15 protein-coding genes are annotated in these 19369 nt (G+C 28.8%); 6 read left to right on the forward strand and 9 right to left on the reverse strand.

From position 1 onward, the window contains the following. The first annotated feature begins 100 nt into the window (after positions 1-100). Both I1A51_RS15425 and I1A51_RS15430 read left to right on the forward strand, forming a co-directional pair. Positions 101-1393 carry an aminopeptidase P family protein gene (locus I1A51_RS15425; RefSeq protein ID WP_196895494.1) on the forward strand — a complete coding sequence of 431 codons (1293 nt, stop codon included), beginning with the start codon at positions 101-103 and terminating at the stop codon, positions 1391-1393. A gap of 90 nt (positions 1394-1483) precedes the next feature. Next, the gene (locus tag I1A51_RS15430; protein ID WP_196895496.1) at positions 1484-1957 is read left to right on the forward strand and encodes a regulatory protein RecX; all 474 of its coding nucleotides are present in this window, start codon (positions 1484-1486) and stop codon (positions 1955-1957) included. Between the two features lie 22 nt (positions 1958-1979). On the opposite strand, the gene I1A51_RS15435 is transcribed toward I1A51_RS15430, so the two are convergent. From I1A51_RS15435 to I1A51_RS15475, 9 genes are all read right to left on the reverse strand, one after another. Continuing rightward, positions 1980-2408, reverse strand: coding sequence for an RrF2 family transcriptional regulator (locus I1A51_RS15435; protein ID WP_196895498.1), 429 nt, complete (start codon positions 2406-2408; stop codon positions 1980-1982). A gap of 61 nt (positions 2409-2469) precedes the next feature. Continuing rightward, positions 2470-3591: a hypothetical protein gene (locus tag I1A51_RS15440; protein ID WP_196895500.1), complete on the reverse strand. Its 1122-nt coding sequence runs from the start codon at positions 3589-3591 to the stop codon at positions 2470-2472. Between the two features lie 212 nt (positions 3592-3803). After that, positions 3804-4526, reverse strand: coding sequence for an iron-sulfur cluster repair di-iron protein (gene ric, locus I1A51_RS15445; protein ID WP_196895502.1), 723 nt, complete (start codon positions 4524-4526; stop codon positions 3804-3806). Between the two features lie 119 nt (positions 4527-4645). Then, positions 4646-7786, reverse strand: a complete 3141-nt coding sequence (locus tag I1A51_RS15450; protein WP_196895510.1) for a thioester reductase domain-containing protein — start codon at positions 7784-7786, stop codon at positions 4646-4648. Between the two features lie 6 nt (positions 7787-7792). After that, complete coding sequence (locus I1A51_RS15455) at positions 7793-8599, reverse strand: SDR family NAD(P)-dependent oxidoreductase (RefSeq protein WP_196895512.1); 807 nt, start codon at positions 8597-8599, stop codon at positions 7793-7795. Then, entirely contained in the window at positions 8596-9960 is a 1365-nt protein-coding gene (locus I1A51_RS15460) for an FAD-binding protein (protein ID WP_196895514.1), read from the reverse strand. The genes I1A51_RS15455 and I1A51_RS15460 overlap by 4 nt, the downstream gene beginning before the upstream one ends. Beyond that, entirely contained in the window at positions 9953-10348 is a 396-nt protein-coding gene (gene acpS, locus I1A51_RS15465) for a holo-ACP synthase (protein WP_196895516.1), read from the reverse strand. The genes I1A51_RS15460 and acpS overlap by 8 nt, the downstream gene beginning before the upstream one ends. A 144-nt stretch (positions 10349-10492) precedes the next feature. Beyond that, positions 10493-12031: a peptide MFS transporter gene (locus I1A51_RS15470; protein WP_196895518.1), complete on the reverse strand. Its 1539-nt coding sequence runs from the start codon at positions 12029-12031 to the stop codon at positions 10493-10495. A gap of 157 nt (positions 12032-12188) precedes the next feature. After that, entirely contained in the window at positions 12189-13301 is a 1113-nt protein-coding gene (locus I1A51_RS15475) for a hypothetical protein (protein ID WP_196895520.1), read from the reverse strand. Between the two features lie 116 nt (positions 13302-13417). Here I1A51_RS15475 and I1A51_RS15480 point away from each other — a divergent pair, with 116 nt between their 5' ends. The 4 genes from I1A51_RS15480 (at position 13418) to I1A51_RS15495 (ending at position 19369) form a co-directional block, all read left to right on the forward strand. After that, on the forward strand, positions 13418-14449 hold the full coding sequence (locus tag I1A51_RS15480) for an aldo/keto reductase (protein ID WP_196895522.1): 1032 nt from the start codon (positions 13418-13420) through the stop codon (positions 14447-14449). Positions 14450-14805: 356 nt separating this feature from the next. Then, entirely contained in the window at positions 14806-15813 is a 1008-nt protein-coding gene (locus I1A51_RS15485; protein WP_196895524.1) for an AAA family ATPase, read from the forward strand. Positions 15814-15885: 72 nt separating this feature from the next. After that, positions 15886-16755: a DUF58 domain-containing protein gene (locus I1A51_RS15490; protein ID WP_196895526.1), complete on the forward strand. Its 870-nt coding sequence runs from the start codon at positions 15886-15888 to the stop codon at positions 16753-16755. Between the two features lie 1612 nt (positions 16756-18367). Next, positions 18368-19369, forward strand: a complete 1002-nt coding sequence (locus I1A51_RS15495) for a vWA domain-containing protein (protein WP_196895657.1) — start codon at positions 18368-18370, stop codon at positions 19367-19369.

The raw sequence follows: 19369 nt of genomic DNA on the forward strand, positions 1-19369 counted from the left end.
CACTTTTTTTAATTAAAATAAAACCTTTAAAAAATAAAAAGAATCCTTTCCAAATTCTTATTTTTGTTACATTCAATAATTTTTAGAACTGATAATAATTATGAAATACCATCCAATAGATAAATCACTTTTTATAAAAAATAGAGCAAAGTTTACAGCAGAAATGAAACCTAAATCAATTGCTGTTTTCAATTCAAATGATATTTATCCTGTGAGTGCTGATAGCACATTGCCATTTGCACAACATAGAGATATTTTTTATTTAAGTGGCGTGGATCAAGAAGAAAGTATTTTACTTCTTTTTCCAGATGCAATGGATCCAAAACATAGAGAAATTCTTTTTGTTAGAGAAACAAATGAGCATATTGCAATTTGGGAAGGAGAGAAGCTTTCTAAAGAGTCAGCTTATGAAACTTCAGGAATTAAAACTGTGTATTGGTTAAGCGATTTCGATAAAGTTTTTTATGGTTTAATGATTGAAGCAGAGAAAATTTATTTCAACACAAATGAGCATTATCGTCAGGCTGTTGAAACAGAAACTCGTGAAGATCGTTTTATCAAAAAATGTAAGCAAGATTTCCCTGCACATTCTTGGGAAAGAAGTAATCCAATTTTACAAAAAATCAGAGGTGTTAAAGAGCAAGAAGAGTTGGATTTAATGCAACACGCTTGTAATTTAACAAACAAAGGTTTTAGAAGAATTTTAGAATTTGTAAAACCAGGTGTAATGGAGTATGAAATTGAAGCAGAATTTTTACATGAATTTGTAAGAAATCGTTCGAAAGGATTTGCTTACACACCAATTATTGCTTCTGGATATAACGCTTGTGTTTTACATTATATTGAGAATAATCAACAGTGTAAAGACGGAGATTTATTATTGTTAGATGTTGGAGCTGAATATGCAAATTATGCTTCAGATATGACAAGAACAATTCCGGTAAATGGACGTTTTACAGATAGACAAAAAGCAGTTTATAATGCTGTTTTAAGAGTGAAAAATGAAGCTACAAAATTATTAGTTCCAGGAACACTTTGGGCAGAATATCATAAAGAAGTAGGAAATATTATGACTTCTGAACTTTTAGGTTTAGGATTAATTGATAAAGCAGATGTTCAAAATGAAAATCCAGATTGGCCAGCATACAAGAAATATTTTATGCATGGAACTTCACATCATATTGGATTAGATACACATGATTATGGAGCTTTAAAAACTCCGATGGTGGAAAATATGGCATTTACTGTAGAACCAGGAATTTATATTCCAGAGGAAAATATGGGAATTCGTTTAGAGGATGATGTGATTATTCAAGCAAATGGAGAACCATTTAACTTAATGAGAGATATTCCAATTGAAGTTGAAGAAATTGAAGAATTAATGAATAAATAATTCTTTGTTTTAAGCAAAATTCAATATAATTTTAATGAAAATGAGTGAAAATTTAATGTTTTTGCTCATTTTTGTTTTTAAAAGAGAAAAATGTCAGATAAATTTTATTCCGTAGAAGAAGCAAAAAGAGTTTTAGAAAGATATTGTGCATATCAAGATAGATGTCATAAAGAAGTGGAGGAGAAGCTTCGTAAAATGCGAATGATTCCAGAAGCTATTGAAGTAATTTTACTACATTTAATGGAACATAATTTTCTTAATGAAGAAAGATTTGCACAAAGTTTTGCAAGAGGAAAATTTAGAATAAAAAAATGGGGGAAACAGCGTATAACAAGAGAACTAAAAATGCGTGATATTTCTGCATATAATATAAAAACAGCTTTAAAAGAAATTGAAGAAAAAGAGTATATAAAAACCGTTTATGAAATTGCAGAAAAAAAGAATGAAAGTATTAAAGACACTGATATTTATAAGGTAAAACAGAAATTATTTTCTTATTTACAATATAGAGGTTATGAAATTGATTTGATTTATCAGGTAATAAATGATGTGACTTCTGAATAAAAATCACATCATTTTTCAATGTTTATAAATAACGTATTCCTTTTATATCAATATTCTCAGCAAATTCTTCGATAGTTTTGTCTTGAAATTTCTTTAAAAGTCCTTTTTTGAAGGCTCTAAAGTTCTCATGAACTGGACAAGGCTCTTCATCATTACACTTTGAAAGACCAAGAAAACAATTTTCAAATTTACTAGTTCCATCAATGCATTCTACGATATCATAAACTGTATTTTGCTTATTTTCATCACTTAAGAAGAATCCACCTTTTGGTCCTTTTGTAGAAGAAACCAGATTTTTTCTTGTAAGTTGTTGTAATAATTTAGATAAAAATGGTTGTGGACAATCTAATTCTTCAGAAATAGTTTTCACACCATATTTTCTATTATCCTTAGCATTCAGAGCTAAGAATAAAACGGCACGGATAGCATATTTACAGGCGTTTGATAGCATAGGAAATTCTTTAATGCAAAAATACGAGAATTCTTGCTAATTTGTATAATGAAAATGGCATCTAATGCCTTAAATTACGAATAAATATGATACCAGTAGCCAATAAAAACACACAACTTGCTAAAAATAAATACAAAAAGTAGGAAGAAAAGAGGTTTCCACCAATTTGTAAAATTAATCCTTTGTAGAACAAAAGAGCTTCTGTAAGAATAAAAGCTAAAAGAAAAATATAGGTTTCCAATTGCTTTAGTTTAATCATTTTAAAATATTGAAGGAAAAATAACAGACCAAAAGTTCCGATTCCAAGAAAATTCCAATGTAAATATCCGATTACAATTTCACGATCTAGAGCCATAGAATTAGCAAAATTTGGAAAAGAACCTAGAAGTTGCATGATAATTTTTGCAAGAAAAATAAATCCTAAAATGAATAAAAGTTGTTTTTGAAATTTGCTAAAACTCTTTTTAAGATGTTTCCAACTTATCTGAGTAAACTTTAAAAGAATTCCGAATGCTATAATTTGTAGAATACTTCCTCCAACTGCTAAACCATAGATAAAACTAGTAGGTTTCATCCATAAAACAGAAATAAAAAAAGTAAAAATGATACTTATATGTAGAAAAACAGAGAATTTTTTAAATAGATTTTTGCTTAAACTAATATTTGATTTTTCTAATAAATAAAGAAAACAAGCTAGAATTATAACTGTAATCCAACCATTGTATTGAAAATGTAAATAAAAATAAATCGCATTTTTATACCAAGGAGAACTTGCTCCTAATTTCGTCATGATAATTCCAAGTGACCAAGGTCCAACACTGGAAAGAATTAAATAATATAAACCTGTTTTAGCTAATTTATAAGAATTAGAATTTTTAAGTTTTATATCTGTTTTTCTAATAAAAAAATAAGCAAACCAATAGGAACAAAGTAAAAATAAAGTTGAAAAAATAATCGAAAATAACGCATAACCTTGTATTGGAAAGGTGATAAACATTCCAATAATTGTTATTTGTGTTGCGATAAAAATTTTACAAAATTTCTTCCGATTTCTATATTTTTTTCGAATAAAAAGTTGGTATAATAAAACAACTATCGCAGAATACACCCATCCAAGCAAAGCAATATGTGAATGTGTATGAAGAATATTCTTGTAAGAAAAACCAACAGGATTTACGAACATTAAGCGTAATAAAACACCTAATATTGCAATACAGAAAAGATAAAAAATACTAATCCTGTTGTATATTTTTAAGGGGAGTTCCATATGATAAATTAAAGTTGCCTAAACTTTTATTATTTACAAAAATACTATTTCTAGTAAAGTATTACTAAAATAAACTAACTAACATAATATAGTTTAGGCAACTCATTCGCATATCTCTATCATGTATTTCAACCCAAAACTTCCGTTTCTAAGGCAATAGCTTTTGGGTGTAAAATATTATTCTCTAAATGAATGTGTGTATGTAAATCGTTTTCAAACTCTTGCAATAAAGCATAAAGAGCTTTGAAAGTGTTACAAGCTTCCGCAGGAGGTGTGTAATTATTGGTAAGTTTTGCGATTTCTTTAAAAACATCTCCAGCATTTTCATGTTCATGTTCCATCATTCGAACAGGATTATTTACAGTTCCAAAATGCGGAAATTCAATTGATTGTTTTTGTCTTTGTGCTGTTAAAAGTTTTTTAACGAATGGAAATAAAACTAATTCTTCTTTCTTCAAATGCATCGCTAATTCTCCTGAAACTTCATCAAATAATTCTTTAATTTTAATCACTTCAGAATAATGATGACCATGAACTTCTGCAACTCGATTTGCATAAGCTTTAACCACAGGAATATTTTCTTCTACATATGAATGATGTGTATCTACGATATAATCTAGTAAAGTATCAAGTTCCCAATTATTAAAGTCTTTTTCCTCTGTTATTGGGGAATTAACTTTCTCTAAAGCTTCTAAAACTTCCGAAAGTTCTACATTTTTCTTTGCACAAGCTCTTTCAATTGAGATTCCTCCTCCACAACAAAAATCGATTCCATATCTCTTGAAAACATGTGCATTTGCAATATTCTCATTTACATAAGATGCTACTGTTTTTTCTTTTGTAAACTCCATATTTTTTGATTTTTAATTATATAAAAGATTAAAAGGTCTTTTATTTTACAAATGTAAAAAAATAATTCTATTTGGTAATGTTAAATAGAATTATTTTTAAAAATATGGCAAAAATTAAATTACAGGTAGTTCACTTCTCTACAATAATTGAAATAGGTTTTAAATAAATCTGTGGATGGTGCTTCACAATTAATTTCATAAAAAGAAAGAAGAGAAGACGTTTTTGAAGCGTCTACATATGTTTTCGTTTCTGTTTCCATGACTTCTGGTTTTAATTTTAATAAATCTAAAGTCATCGAACTGTATTCTTTTCCACTTTCATCTTTAAAATCATTTTGCAAAACTTTTTGCATATATTCTTCTTGTTTCAAAACTGAAAAATCAAAACCAATAGATTTAATAAGTGCTAAAACATCATTATATTTTGTGATATTTCCATTTTTTAGATGATAAGTTCCATAAACAAAAGGATATTTAAATAACAGAAATAAAATACTATTACTCACAAAATCTACAGGTGTAATATCAAAATAACGACTACTTTCCATCGCTTTTTTTGTTTCCACAACTGTTCTTAAAATATCATAATAAATTCCTGTTACAGTTGTTTGATAAAGCGGATAAGCTCCAGTTTTTGAATCTCCATAAATATCTCCTGGACGAACAATGGACCATTTTAATCCTTTTCTAGAAGAAGCTCTCACTAAAATTTCTGCTTCAAATTTGGATTGCTGATATCCCATGTTTTCAAATTTTTGTCCAATATCAAACAATTCCTCTGTTAATGGATTTTCTTGTGTATAAATTGCATCACCATAAATACTATAAGTCGAAACATGAATCATTCGTTTTGTACGCGTTTTTAAAGCGAATTCAATACAATTTTTCGTTCCTAAAACATTAATATCATATAATTCTTCATAAATTCCATGAAGTGAAACTTTTGCTGCACTATGAATCGTTGCATCAATAATTTCACATAAATGATCATATTCAATGGAATTTAAGCCAAAATTTTCCGTAGAAACATCTCCTAAAATAATATGTATTCGATGTTTTACAGCTTCAAATTCTTCTTTATCAATTTGATAAACTTCTAATAAAGAAGAAATTCGCTCTAAAGCTTTTTCTTTTTTCTTTTCTCTGGATAAACAATAAACAATTGCATTTGTATTTTTAAGCAGATTTAACATCACATGTCCACCTAAAACTCCTGTTGCTCCTGTAATAAAAATATTTTTTAATACAGGTGTTTTATAAGGAATTTGCTTTTCTGCATTTTTTCTCCAACGGATTCCTTTAAAAGTAAATATCTCTTTTTGTTCTTCTATTTTTTTAAGCTTAAATGTTGGTTTTCCTTGTTGAATACTTTCTGAAAGCTCTTTTACTGTTGGATTTGCATAAATCCATTCTGCTCTGATTTGCTCAGGAAATTTCTCTTTCAATAAATTATAGAATTGAATACTCATCAATGAATCCAAACCAAACTCACTTAAATGTTTGTGTTCCCATATTCCTTCTTCATAATTCAATTTGCATAAATATTCTAATAATTGCACGATTTCTGTAGTTACAACATCTAAATTTTCTTTTTTAGAAGTTGTAATTTCTTGTGAAATATCTTTTGAGTTTATACTTTGTAAAATTTGTTCTGCAAGTTTTTTTCTTTTTACCTTTAAAATACTTGTTCTTGGTATTAAAGAAGTGTAAAACAATTCTTTTACTCGTAATCTATGTGGTAAAGTTTCGTTTCGTTTTAGAATTTCTTTTTCAATAATTTTCTTTTGTTTTTCTGTTTTTTCTTCTTCATTTAAAACAATTGCCAAATAAACAACATCTCCTTCATCATCATTTTTAGAAATTCCTACAGCAGCAAAATCTTCTACAAAAGGCAAACTTTTAAACTGAATTTCTATTTCATCTGGACTTGTTTTTTTTCCTGTTGCAGAAACAATTAATTCCTTTGCTCGACCATTTAAATACAAAAAGTGATTTTTATGTACACTTCCAATATCTCCTGTATAAAGCCAGCCATTTTTAATTGTTTGATTTGTCAATTCTTCATCTCTAAAATAGCCATCCATCACAATTTTTCCTTTCACCATTACTTCTCCTTCTTGAAAAGAATCTGGATTACTAATTTTTAATTCTACTCCATGAATTGGCGTTCCAACAGCTCCAATTCTTCGACAATCTGCTGGTGAATAAGTAATTGGTCCTGTAGTTTCAGACATTCCATAACCAATATGAATTTCGATTCCACAACCTTCATAAAATCGTGTAAGTTTTCTTCCAATTGGAGCTCCACCACAAATTACTTTTATAATTTCTCCTCCAAAAACATTGATTACTTCTTTAAAAAAAACGCGTCCAATTTTCCATTTTAAACTCTTTGAGAAATTAAAAGAAAGTTCATTTAATAAATGAATTAGTCGTTTTTTAAAAGGTGAAAGATGTTCTAACTTTTCTTGAACTTTTAAATAAATTGCTTCCAATAATCTTGGTGTACTAATGATTAATTTTGGTGACTGATCTTTGAAAGCTTTTGTAATTGCTTCTAAACTTAATGTATCAATTAAAACAATTCTCGCATGTGAATAAGGACCAAGAAAAACCAAAGCAACTAAAGGAAAAACATGGAAAAAAGGCAAAACAGAAAACACTGGAGTTTTAATATCTGGAAGAAAATCAACTGAAGTCAATTGATGGATAATTGCTTCATGTGAAATCACTACTCCTTTTGAATTTCCAGAAGTTCCAGAAGTTAAAATTACAATAGCTTCCGAAATTTTTCCATCAGATATTCTCGGTTGTACCACATAATTTGGACGTGCAAATTCTTCAATAAATTCATATTCTTGTTCGTCAACAACAAGCATTGCAATTTCATTTGGTAATTTTCCTTTGTATTTTTCAAAAGTTTTCGAATCGCAAATTATTAAGCTTAAATCCATCTTTCGAATTTGCTGTGAAACTTCGTCTGAGGTTCCCATTTCATTTAATAAAACTGCAATAGCATTTAATTTTAAAACACTATAACATGATTGCATCCAATCTGGTGAGGATTTCATTAAAATTCCGATTCGCATTGTTGGTTCTACACCAATTTTCTTTAGAAAAACAGAAAGTTTTTCCACATTTTGAATCATTTGCGCATACGAAATATCTTTCCATTCTCCATCTTTAAGATAAGAAGTCATAATTCCATCATAATGACTTAATCTTTGCGCAATCACTGAATATACATTTTGATTTTTCATGCGAATCTATTTTTTGAAATCATACATTGGTTCATACAAACCGAACATTTTGAAAATCCTAATTAAAAAATTAGGAGCTAATTTGTAGCATGACAGAAAAAAATTTAATCGAAAAGGAAATATGTTCTCCTTTCGATTTTTTTGTAATGTTTTATAAATTTTTTCTGCTGCTTTTTGTGTCGAAATTTCAGGAAACCATTTAGAAGCTTTTGGATACCAAGAAAAATCAGCATGATTGTTTTGTAAATAAGCTGAATTTACTTTTCCAAAAACGACAAGATTTACTTTTATATCATCTTTTTTTAGTTCTTCTCTCAAAGCAAATGAAGCTGCTTTTATTCCATATCTACTTGCTGTATAACTAATCATATAAGGCAATGGAAAATAGGAAACTGGACTTGTAATAAATAAAATTCGTCCGTTTTGATTCTTTTTCATTTGTTTTACACAATAATAGGAACACAAAATTGCAGCTTGAAAAGGAACTTTTATAGGCTCAATAATTTCTTCAGAAGTCATTTTATCAATTGGTTGAAAAGTTCCAACTCCTGCATTATTTATTAAAACTGTTGGTGTTCCAATTTCTGTAAAAATCTGTTTGAAAACTTGTTCTATTTCCGAAGGATTTTTTAAATCTATTTTATAAAAATCACAAAGTTGTTTTTTGTCAATTATTTCTTTTTGAATTGTTTTAAGTTTTTCTTCATTTCTAGCAAGTAAAATGACATGAGCCCCCTTTTCAGCTAAATAAAATGCTGTTGCTTCACCAATTCCTGAAGATGCTCCTGTGATAATTACTTTTTCATTTTTCATAAATCTGGGCTAAATAATTCTCTGAAATAATTGTTTAAAAATCGTTCTTCTGGATCCATTTCTTTTCGCAATTTCCAGAAGTCTTTTATTTTTAATCCGAAAGCTTTATGAACTAAATCTCTATTTAACCATTTGGATTGATTAAACATTGGAATTCCTTTTCTTTGAATACAAAATTCATTGTATGCTTTTAAAAATTCATCCCAACCTTTTTCACCAGTAGAAACAGGATCAGCTGTCATTACAGTTTCTTCATAAGAATAAGAAAACAACGGATTTTGATCTTTTGCAATTCGATAGCCTACATTTAATAAATCTGTTTTATAGCCTGTTTCTTTATAGTGTTTTTTACAGAAATCGAAGTAATCTCTTAAAATCTCAGGGAAAATTTTCTCAGGAAAAGCCCAAATACTAAAAGTATATTTGCTTACACCTTTTTTCTCTGGATAACGAATCATTTGGTCTGGAGCAATTGTACAATTTGAAACAATTACATTGCAAAGTAAAAAGCGTAAAAGGCTGTTGAAACTATTATAAAGAAAGGTTTGTAAATTAGGAAAAGGAATGTATTTCGTTACAAAATAACCATAAGCTGGCGCAATTTTTTTCCAAAATAAATTACGCATTTTCCATTTTCTTTTGCTTACAGATTTATTAGGTTTTTTGTCTGAATAACTTCTAAATTCAATTGTAATTTTATCTTGAAAGGGAAACAAATAATACATAATGGATTCCTTTGCTTTTAATAATTCTGGGTGAATTTCTACAAATTGTTCTAAAGTGTATGTTTTATGAAAAACTCGTAAACATTGAATATTTTTAATTCGAAAAGTAGCTTCATACACGATTCCAAATAAACCATAAGAAGAGCGTAAACTTTGCATTTTTGGATGATTTTCATCAAAAATTTCTATTTCTCCTTTCGCATTTATAAGTTTTGCTTCTATTAAATAAGAACCTAATTGTCCAAATTCTCCATCAAAAGAAGCATCTTTTGTTCCACAAGTTGCAGCACTTCCAATAGTAATATTTCCAATTTCTACATTTACAAAAAACTGTTTTCCTTTTTCTTCTAATATTTTTGCGGCATCGATTAATAAACATCCACCTTCAATTGTAACGGTATCTTCCGTAATTTTTTTGACTTTATTGAAATTTCGCATATCAACAAAAGTTCCTTCATCTGCAACTCCACATTTTGTAGTAGAATGACGAGATCCAGAAGCTCGAACTGGTGAAGGATTTTCTTTGTTCTTTACAATTTCCATCAATTCTTCCACAGAAGTTGGTTTGAAGTATTTTCCTGCTTTTAAATCAATACTTTCTTCCCAATTTAAAATATGTAGTTTTGAATTAGACATTGGCTTCAAGATTAGGTTTTTGAATAACTACAAAAGCGATTGCAGAAGTTTTAGAATGAGAAATGGAAAGATGAATTGTTGCTGCATTTTTTTTCTCTGCAAGAATTTTTGCCTTCCGATGTAGTTTTATCAGCGGTTTTCCAAGATCATCTTGAATTACTTCCACATCTGTAAACTTCATTCCGTAACCAATTCCAGTTCCAAGTGCTTTAAAAAATGCTTCTTTTGCTGCAAATCGACCTGCATAATGTGTTTCAGGAAATGCCATAGATTCACAATATTTGATTTCATCATTGGTGAAAATTTCATCAATAAAAAAATCAGATTGACTTTTATATTTAGCAATTTGTTGGGTATTTACTAAATCTGTTCCTATTCCTAATAGCATAATCTTCCCGTTTTAAATTTCTGTAAATCAAGGAGTTAATAATAAATTTACTAAAAAATAGGAGTTTTTAAAAGCAATTTTTTTAAAAGAAAAGAGAAAGCTTATAAACTAAATAATTATTACTCAGTTTATAAGCTTTTTTTATTAAACCATTAATTTTTTAATCCAAGGAGAAACACAAAATGCTATAACTCCGATGCACATTGATAATAAACCAAAGCCAGCAAAAGTAGAAACATAACCATAAAGTTGTTGAAAGTTTTCATTGATAAAATTTGAACTAGAAATTCCTGTGAAAAATTCTATAACAGAATTGAAAAATGAATTTTCTGAAGAAGTTTCGACGCTAGTTGTTAATTGTGCAATTTTTCCAGCAAAAAAATGTCCGAAAAAAGAAGCAGAATACCAGATTCCGATGATGAAAGCAACCATTTTTGCTGGAGATAAAGCTTCCATTTTTGAAAGCCCTATTGGAGAAAGAAATAATTCACCAACAGTTAAAACAAAATAACCTATGAATAAGAAAATCATTGGAGTTTTTGCAAAAGAATCCGCAAAATGTCCTGACATTCCAAAAATTAAAAATCCTAAACCAAGTAAAAACATTCCGATTCCGAATTTTATAGCAGCATTTGGATTTATTTTTTTTCTATCTAAATATGTCCAAAGCCAAGAAAAAGGAATTGCAAGAAGCATGATAAATCCTGAGTTTATACTATTTGTTTGTGCAGCGTTAATTCCGATTAAATTTACATTTCTGCTTGCAAAAAGTGTTACAGAACTTCCTGCTTGTTCAAAAATTGCCCAGAATAAACTTCCTAATAAAACAAAATAAACAACTGCCCAAAGTCGTCTTTTTTCATCTTTTGAAATTTTTCTTGAAATAAGATATAAAGTAATTGCAATTAAAAGAAAAACCAAACCAACAAGATAATGTTCATATTCATGAAAAACGATTAAAACAGCAAAAATAGGAACAATTAAAAATGATAAAATATTGATTAATTGCCCTTGTTTTATTCCAAATTTCTTTTGATTATAAATTTCCATTTTTGGAACTTTTCCTTTTTCACCAAAAACACCAACTTTCATACCTCTATAAAACATAAAAAGTCCGAAAAGCATTCCGATTCCAGCCATTGCAAAACCAAAATGCCAGCCATAAGAAATTGCCAGCCAAGAGCAAATTAAAGGCGCAATTGCACCTCCAACATTTACTCCAAGATAAAAAATTGTAAATCCAGAATCACGTCTTTTATCACCGACTGGATATAATAATCCAACAAAAGAAGAAATATTAGGTTTAAAAAATCCATTTCCAACAATGATAATTGCGAGAGAAGTATAGAAGAAAATTGGAGTTTCAAAACTTAAAAGAAAATGTCCGATTGCCATTAAAATTCCCCCTAGCATAATTGCTTTTCGATATCCAATTATTTTATCTGCAATCATTCCTCCAAAAAGGGGAGTTACATAAACTAAAGACATATAAGCAGCGAAAATTCCAAATGCATTATGATCTGTGAAGATTAATTTTTGTGTCATATAGAGAATCAAAAGTGCTTTCATTCCGTAGAAAGAAAAACGTTCCCAGAGTTCTGCAAAAAATAGATAAAATAAACCTTTAGGATGTCCTAAATAGGTTTCCTCCATTTCATTTTGTGTTGTAATTGTTGTTTCCATGTATTTATATTTTGAATTAAACATTGGCAAATTCAAAACACATAGAATTTATCACTAGAGAAATACTAAATAATACTAACAAATAGTTTTTTGTGGTTATTTGTGATTAGTTACAATTAATTACAATTTCTATGTAAGTATTGATTTTATGGACTTTTTATTCCTTTTGAAATTCATTTTTTAAAGCTTCATCAATTTTGATGTGTTCAGGTAAAACACGTAAACGATAGGTTCCTTCTCCTAAAAAAGTGAATAAATCTTTTCTTTCCAAAGCGTTATTTTTTTCCAGATTTAAAATAGAATTGATGTTTTCAATGATTCTTGAAAGATAAGTTTGACTTTTGATTTTCCCATCAGAGCCAACAAGAATTCCTTGTTTAGTTGCATCCAAATTTTGACGATAAATGGCAAAAAGTAGAAAGTTTTTGAATTGTGTTGTTTTTGAACCAAAATCGATTATTTCATCGTAAATATCTTTAGAAGGAATAGTGATTTTTACCAAAGACCAATCGATAAAATGAAGTGTAACTTCTTTAGAAGTCGGAGTTTGTGCAAGTTCAATTACCCAACTTGTTGCTAAAACCAAACAAACACTAATTAATGATGTTTTTGCAACAATTTTAATCAAATTAAATACAAAAATTGTATTTGGAATTTTGATGATATCTGGAAGTTGAGAAATCAACATCATTAGTAAAGAAAGAAAAGCGATGATGCCGATTAGTTTAAGATTTCTGTGTGTAAAAGTTCTATAGAAAGTAATGATTAACCAATAAGTAATCAAAATAGAAATAAGAAAATCAGGAATTGCATTTAATTTTAAATTATTAAAAATATAAAAATCATCACCAAAAATAAACGTAGAAAGTATTGTAATAAAAGCTAAACCTAAGATGACAAAAGAAATAATTGTTCGAATTTTAGATTTTTGAAAAAGATATTTTGGTGCATATTTAAAATAAAACAAAGCAAAAAAGAAGCAGATATTATTTAAAGCAGAAAAAATAGAAACACCAACGGTGAATTTTTGTGCATCAATGGAGTTAAAATTCATAAAAATTAAATTCCAAAGACCAGAAATTACCCAGACAAACATCGCAAGAGAAAGATAAAAAAGACCTTTATCTAATCTAGGTTGTTGTTCGTCTTCGATGAGTTTTGCTTTAAATTGTTTTTGAATGTGATACCAAATTGCAAGAAGTAAGCTTCCTCCGATAAAAGAAATAAAAATGTGTGCAAAAAGGTGAAAAAGTTCTACAGATAGATTCATAACATGCGTTCTTCTTTTACAAGTATAAGGTTTTTAAATAGAAAATTTCAAAAGAAAATATTCGTACTTTTAGTTTTTTTGAAAAATATTCGAGGGAAAATTAATATTGACAAGACATGCTATATACGAAATTACCAAATACAGAAATTGAAGTAAGTGAAATTTGTTTAGGAACGATGACTTTTGGAGAACAAAACACTTTGGAAGAAGCACATGAACAATTGAATTTTGCTTTAGATAATGGAGTAAATTTTATTGATACAGCTGAAGTTTATGCAGTTCCAACAAAATCAGAAACATATGGAGAGACGGAGCGAATTTTAGGAACTTGGTTAAAAGAAAATCGCTCAAAAGTTGTGTTAGCTTCTAAAATTGCTGGACCGAATAGAAGTTTGGATTATATTCGACCAGATTTACGTTTTTCCAAAGAAAACTTAAAAGAAGCTCTAGAAAATAGTTTAAAAAGATTGCAAACAGATTATTTAGATATATACCAATTACATTGGCCAGAGAGAAAGACAAATTTCTTTGGAAAAAGAGGGTTTATACAAGATAATTCGGATGTTTGGCAAGATAATTTTTCAGAAATTATAGAAACTTTAGAAGGATTTAAAAAAGAAGGAAAAATTAGACATTTTGGAGTTTCCAATGAAACACCTTGGGGATTGATGCGTTTTTGTGAAGAAGCAAGAAAAAATGATTGGGAAAAACCGATAACGATTCAGAATCCATATTCTTTAGTAAACAGAACATTTGAAACAGGATTAGCAGAAATTTCTTATCGAGAAAATATTGGACTTTTGGCTTATTCACCTTTAGCTTTTGGAATTTTAACAGGAAAATATTTACAAGAACAGCCAGAAAAAGCAAGATTAACACTTTATCCACAAATGAAAAGATATAGCAATCTAGAAGTTGTAAATGTGGTGAAGAAATATTCAGATTTAGCGAATGATTTTGGAATTTCATTAACACAAATGTCTTTAGCTTTTATCAGACAACAGCCTTTTGTAACAAGTACGATTATTGGAGCTACAAAAATGTTACAATTGAAAGAAAATATCGAAAGTGTTGATGTAAAATTGAGTGTAGAGCTGTTAAATGAGATAGAAAAAATTCATACTTCACAACCAAATCCGGCACCATAATTATTAATAATAAATTGATTTACAGAGTGTTTAACAAATAAAATGGATTTTAGGTAGCAATATTACTTTTGTAAAGTACTTATCTAAAGATTGATAGAATTGAATTAAATGGTTAAAATTATTGAATAAAAACCAAAAAAAACGAAAATTTTAAATTGAAAATATAATTTTATTATTGTTTATTTTTTATAGTTTTACTAGGTAAATAGTTAAAAAAAAGAGATAATGTTAATTTAGGTGTAATTTTAGTTCATAAATTTTAACCGTTCTTTAACAAGAAAAATATTTTTTTTTGTGCTATTTGCAATCATAAATAAAGCAATGTAAATTCACGCAATAAATAATCGAAAAAAATAATGGAAGAAAACACTACTGCATCTGTTGATATTAAGGCAATTAACGAAAAAATAGAAAAGGAAAGTGCATTTGTTGACATGCTAATGATGGAAATGAATAAGGTGATTGTTGGTCAAAAACACATGGTGGAACGATTACTTATTGGTTTGTTAGGAAATGGACATATATTATTAGAAGGAGTTCCTGGACTTGCAAAAACATTAGCAATTAATACACTTTCAAAAGCAGTACACGGTTCTTTTAGCAGAGTTCAGTTTACACCTGATTTATTACCTGCTGATGTTGTTGGTACGATGATTTATAATATGAAAGAGAATGATTTCTCTATCAAAAAAGGACCAATTTTTGCAAATTTTGTATTAGCAGATGAGATAAACCGTGCGCCAGCGAAAGTACAATCAGCACTTTTAGAAGCGATGCAGGAGCGTCAGATTACAATTGGTGATGAAACGTTTAAATTAGACGAACCATTTTTAGTAATGGCAACACAAAACCCAGTGGAGCAAGAAGGAACTTATCCTTTACCAGAAGCGCAAGTTGACCGTTTTATGTTGAAAACAGTTATTGATTATCCAAAGTTAGATGAAGAGCAATTAATTATGAGAAATAATTTAAATGGTTCTTTTGGAAAAGTAAATCCTGTAGTTTCTTTGGATCAAATTAATAATGCAAGAAAAGCAATTAAAGAAGTATATATGGATGAAAAAATCGAGAAATATATACTTGATATCATATTTGCAACTCGTTATCCAGAAAAATATAATTTAGGAGATTTAACTTCTTTAATCAGTTTTGGAGCTTCACCTCGTGGTAGTATTAGTTTAGCAACTGCTGCAAAATGTTATGCATTTATTAAAAGAAGAGGATATGTAATTCCTGAAGATGTTCGTGCTGTAGTAATTGATGTATTACGTCACAGAATCGGAATTACTTATGAAGCCGAAGCAGAAAATGTTACTTCAGTAGATATTATTAATAAAATTATCAACGAAGTAGAAGTACCATAGAATTTGGTTTAATGTAAAAAAAATATCTTGGAGAATTTCTGATTCTCCTTTCTTTACTTAAAACCTAAAAAAATGGATACGAAAGAAATACTTAAGAAAGTACGAAAGATTGAAATAAAAACACGTCGTTTATCAGATCATATTTTTTCTGGAGAATATCATAGTTCATTCAAAGGAAGAGGTATGACTTTTAGTGAAGTTAGAAAATATCAATTTGGAGATGATGTAAGAGCAATTGATTGGAATGTGACTGCGCGTTACAATGAACCTTATATCAAAGTTTTTGAAGAAGAGCGTGAACTTACCATGATGTTAATGGTTGATGTCAGTGGTTCAGAATTATTTGGAACAACCAAGCAATTTAAGAAAGATACAATTACAGAAATTGCAGCTACTTTAGCTTTTTCTGCAACACAAAATAATGATAAAGTTGGGTTAATTCTTTTTTCGGATGAAATAGAGCTTTTTATTCCACCAAAAAAAGGAAAAACACATGTTTTACGTATTATTCGTGAGTTGATTGAATTTCATCCAAAAAGTAAAAAAACAGATGTTTCAGGAGCTTTAAAATATTTATCAAATGTGATTAAGAAAAAAGCAATTGTATTTGTTTTATCTGATTTTATGGATGAAGGATATGATCAAACATTGAAAATTGTTGGAAAGAAACACGATGTTACTGGAATTCGAATTTATGATAAAAAAGAAATGGAAATTCCAAATTTAGGTATTGTTCCAATGGTAGATGCAGAAACTGGAGAAACAATGCTTGTAAATACATCATCTAAACGAGTTCGAACGCAATACAAAGCAAATTACTTACGAATGATTGATTATTACGATAAATCTTTTAGTAGAAGTGGCGCAGGTACAATAAGTACACGTATTGATGGAAGTTACGTAAAGAAATTATTAGGTTATTTTAAACAAAAAGGAGCATAATATTTTGAAAAAATATTTACTACATATTGCTTTATTCTTAGTATGTTTTGTTGGATTTGCACAACAAAACTATGAGATTGAAACAAAAACAGATACTACAAATATTCGTATTGGAGAGCAATTTCACTATGAAGTTTCTGTAAAAGCATCTGATAAAGCAGATTTTCCTGCTACTTTAGAAAATTTAGATAAAGTAGAGGTTATAGAGTCTTTTGATGTGGATACAATTAATGATAGATTAATTAAAAAATATCTATTAACAAGTTTTGATAGTGGAAGATATGTGATTCCTAGACAAAAAATTCTGATTAATAATAAACCATTTTATACAGATTCTCTTTCTATTGATGTTGCAACTGTTGCTGTAGATACAACAAAGCAAAAATTATATCCAAGTAAAGGAATTTTCTTCCAAGAAGATGTTAGTATTCCGAATAATGCTTATTTATGGTGGATTATTGGAGCGATGGTTGTCATTGCAATTGTTTTATTAATTGTTTCAACTAGAAAAAGAAGAAAAGAAAAACACTCAGAAATTGTATTGCCTCCTTTAGAAGAAGCAATTGAAAAATTAAAAATTCTGGATGTTTCTAAAGTAAATACACAAGAAGAAGCGAAAGAATACTATAGTATGCTTACAGAAATTGTAAGAAATTATATTGGTAGAGATGTGAAAATTCCTACTTTGGAAGTAACTTCTGATGAGTTAATAACTTTACTTTCTTTACATAATAAATCAGAAAACCTTGGAATTCCGAAGGAAACTATTGAAGGTTTACGTAAATTTTTGCAAGATGCCGATTTAGTAAAATTTGCTAAATCTAGACCATTACAAGAAGAAATGGCATCTGATAAGAATATTGCGGAAAATGTAGTAAGAAAAATTCAATCTATTGTTAATAAACCAAAACTTGACGAACAAGGAAACGTAGTTGTTGAGCAAACACCTGAAATGATTGCAAAGAAAAAAGGAAATCGTAGAATGGCAATTGCTGTTACAACTACGGTTGCTGCAATTATTATCTTAGTTGTTGGTTCTATGGTTTATTTTGGACCAAGATATGTTTTGGATACAGTTTCTAGAAATGAAAGTTTAAAATATACAGAAGGAAATTGGTATCGTTCTTCTTATGGTTATCCAGCAGTTTCAATCGAATCTCCTGTTGTTTTAAAAGCTGAAGATGTTGAATTACCACCACAAGTAAGACAGCAAATGGATATTGCAATTTTCTCAAATGTTTCTTCAAGTGGATTTGAAATTGCTGTTACAACAACAAATTTCAAACAAGATTTACCAGAAGGTTTCACTTTAGAACAAGCGGAGAAAACAGCAATTGAAAGATTGGAAAAAGAAGGAGCTAATTTCTTGAAAGTCGATAGTGATAAAAAGACAATTAACGGAAATGAAGCGATTATAGTAAAAGGTCATTTTACTTATACAAATCCAGAAACGGAAGAAGAACATCATAGATATTTAGACATGGCAATTTTAGGAGGTAAAAAATCTGTAGAATTTGTTCAAGTTACTTATTTAGCTTCTGATATTTATGGAGAAGATATTGCAGACAGAATTATAAACTCTATTCAATTAGAAAAGACGAAGAATAAAATTATGTTTGAAAATTTTGAGTTTATGAATCCATCCTATTTGTGGTTATTAGTGATAATTCCACTTTTATTAGTATGGAAAATTTTTACAAGAAAAAAAGAAAGAGCAACCTTGAAAATGGGATCTTTAAAAGGATTTCAATTAGAATCTTCTTGGTTGACTAAATTATATCCGATTTTATTTCTTTTACGTGTTCTTGCAATTGCACTTTTGATTGTTGCTTTAGCAAGACCAAGAAGTGTTGATGTTAGCACAAAAAGAAAAGTAAATAAAGGAATTGATATTGTAATGGCAATTGATGTTTCTGCAAGTATGTTAGCAAAAGATTTAAAGCCAAATCGATTAGAAGCATTAAAAAAAGTTGCAACAAATTTCGTCAATGAACGTCCGAATGACAGAATTGGAATTGTTGTTTATGCAGGAGAAAGTTATACACAAACACCAATTACTAGTGATAAAGGAATTGTTAATAATTCTATTCAAAGTATTGATTGGGGACAATTAGACGATGGAACTGCAATTGGAATGGGATTAGGTTCCGCAGTGAATCGTTTAAAAGATAGTAAAGCAAAAAGTAAAGTAATTATTCTTCTAACAGATGGAGTGAATAATTCAGGATTTGTTGATCCGAAAACTGCGACAGAATTAGCAAAAAATCATGGAATAAAAGTTTATACAATTGGAATTGGAACAAACGGAATGGCGCCATTTCCATATGCAAGAGATGCAAGAGGAAAACTTTTATTTAGAAATGCTCCTGTAGAAATTGATGAAGCTTTATTGAAATTTATCGCAAAAGAAACAGATGGAGCTTATTTTAGAGCAACAAATAATAGCAAATTACAAGCTATTTACGATGAAATTAATAAACTTGAAAAAACAGAAATAGAAGAATTCAAGTATTATAATTATGATGAAAAATATCGTTTCCTAGTGATTTTAGCAGGAATTTTGATATTCTTTGAGATGTTGTTACGATTTACTGTTTATAAAAGTTTTATTTAG

It is taken from the genome of Aureivirga marina (assembly GCF_015767265.1).
GTDB lineage: Bacteria > Bacteroidota > Bacteroidia > Flavobacteriales > Flavobacteriaceae > Aureivirga > Aureivirga marina.

Bases quoted from the DNA above. Each gene is read 5' to 3' on its own strand.
- I1A51_RS15470 (WP_196895518.1), bottom strand. From the start codon at position 12,031: ATGGAAACAACAATTACAACACAAAATGAAATGGAGGAAACCTATTTA.
- ric (WP_196895502.1), bottom strand. From the start codon at position 4,526: ATGGAGTTTACAAAAGAAAAAACAGTAGCATCTTATGTAAATGAGAAT.
- I1A51_RS15485 (WP_196895524.1), top strand. From the start codon at position 14,806: ATGGAAGAAAACACTACTGCATCTGTTGATATTAAGGCAATTAACGAA.
- I1A51_RS15450 (WP_196895510.1), bottom strand. From the start codon at position 7,786: ATGAAAAATCAAAATGTATATTCAGTGATTGCGCAAAGATTAAGTCAT.
- I1A51_RS15460 (WP_196895514.1), bottom strand. From the start codon at position 9,960: ATGTCTAATTCAAAACTACATATTTTAAATTGGGAAGAAAGTATTGAT.
- I1A51_RS15435 (WP_196895498.1), bottom strand. From the start codon at position 2,408: ATGCTATCAAACGCCTGTAAATATGCTATCCGTGCCGTTTTATTCTTA.
- I1A51_RS15425 (WP_196895494.1), top strand. From the start codon at position 101: ATGAAATACCATCCAATAGATAAATCACTTTTTATAAAAAATAGAGCA.
- acpS (WP_196895516.1), bottom strand. From the start codon at position 10,348: ATGCTATTAGGAATAGGAACAGATTTAGTAAATACCCAACAAATTGCT.
- I1A51_RS15490 (WP_196895526.1), top strand. From the start codon at position 15,886: ATGGATACGAAAGAAATACTTAAGAAAGTACGAAAGATTGAAATAAAA.
- I1A51_RS15440 (WP_196895500.1), bottom strand. From the start codon at position 3,591: ATGTTCGTAAATCCTGTTGGTTTTTCTTACAAGAATATTCTTCATACA.
- I1A51_RS15475 (WP_196895520.1), bottom strand. From the start codon at position 13,301: ATGAATCTATCTGTAGAACTTTTTCACCTTTTTGCACACATTTTTATT.
- I1A51_RS15495 (WP_196895657.1), top strand. From the start codon at position 18,368: ATGTTTGAAAATTTTGAGTTTATGAATCCATCCTATTTGTGGTTATTA.
- I1A51_RS15455 (WP_196895512.1), bottom strand. From the start codon at position 8,599: ATGAAAAATGAAAAAGTAATTATCACAGGAGCATCTTCAGGAATTGGT.
- I1A51_RS15430 (WP_196895496.1), top strand. From the start codon at position 1,484: ATGTCAGATAAATTTTATTCCGTAGAAGAAGCAAAAAGAGTTTTAGAA.
- I1A51_RS15480 (WP_196895522.1), top strand. From the start codon at position 13,418: ATGCTATATACGAAATTACCAAATACAGAAATTGAAGTAAGTGAAATT.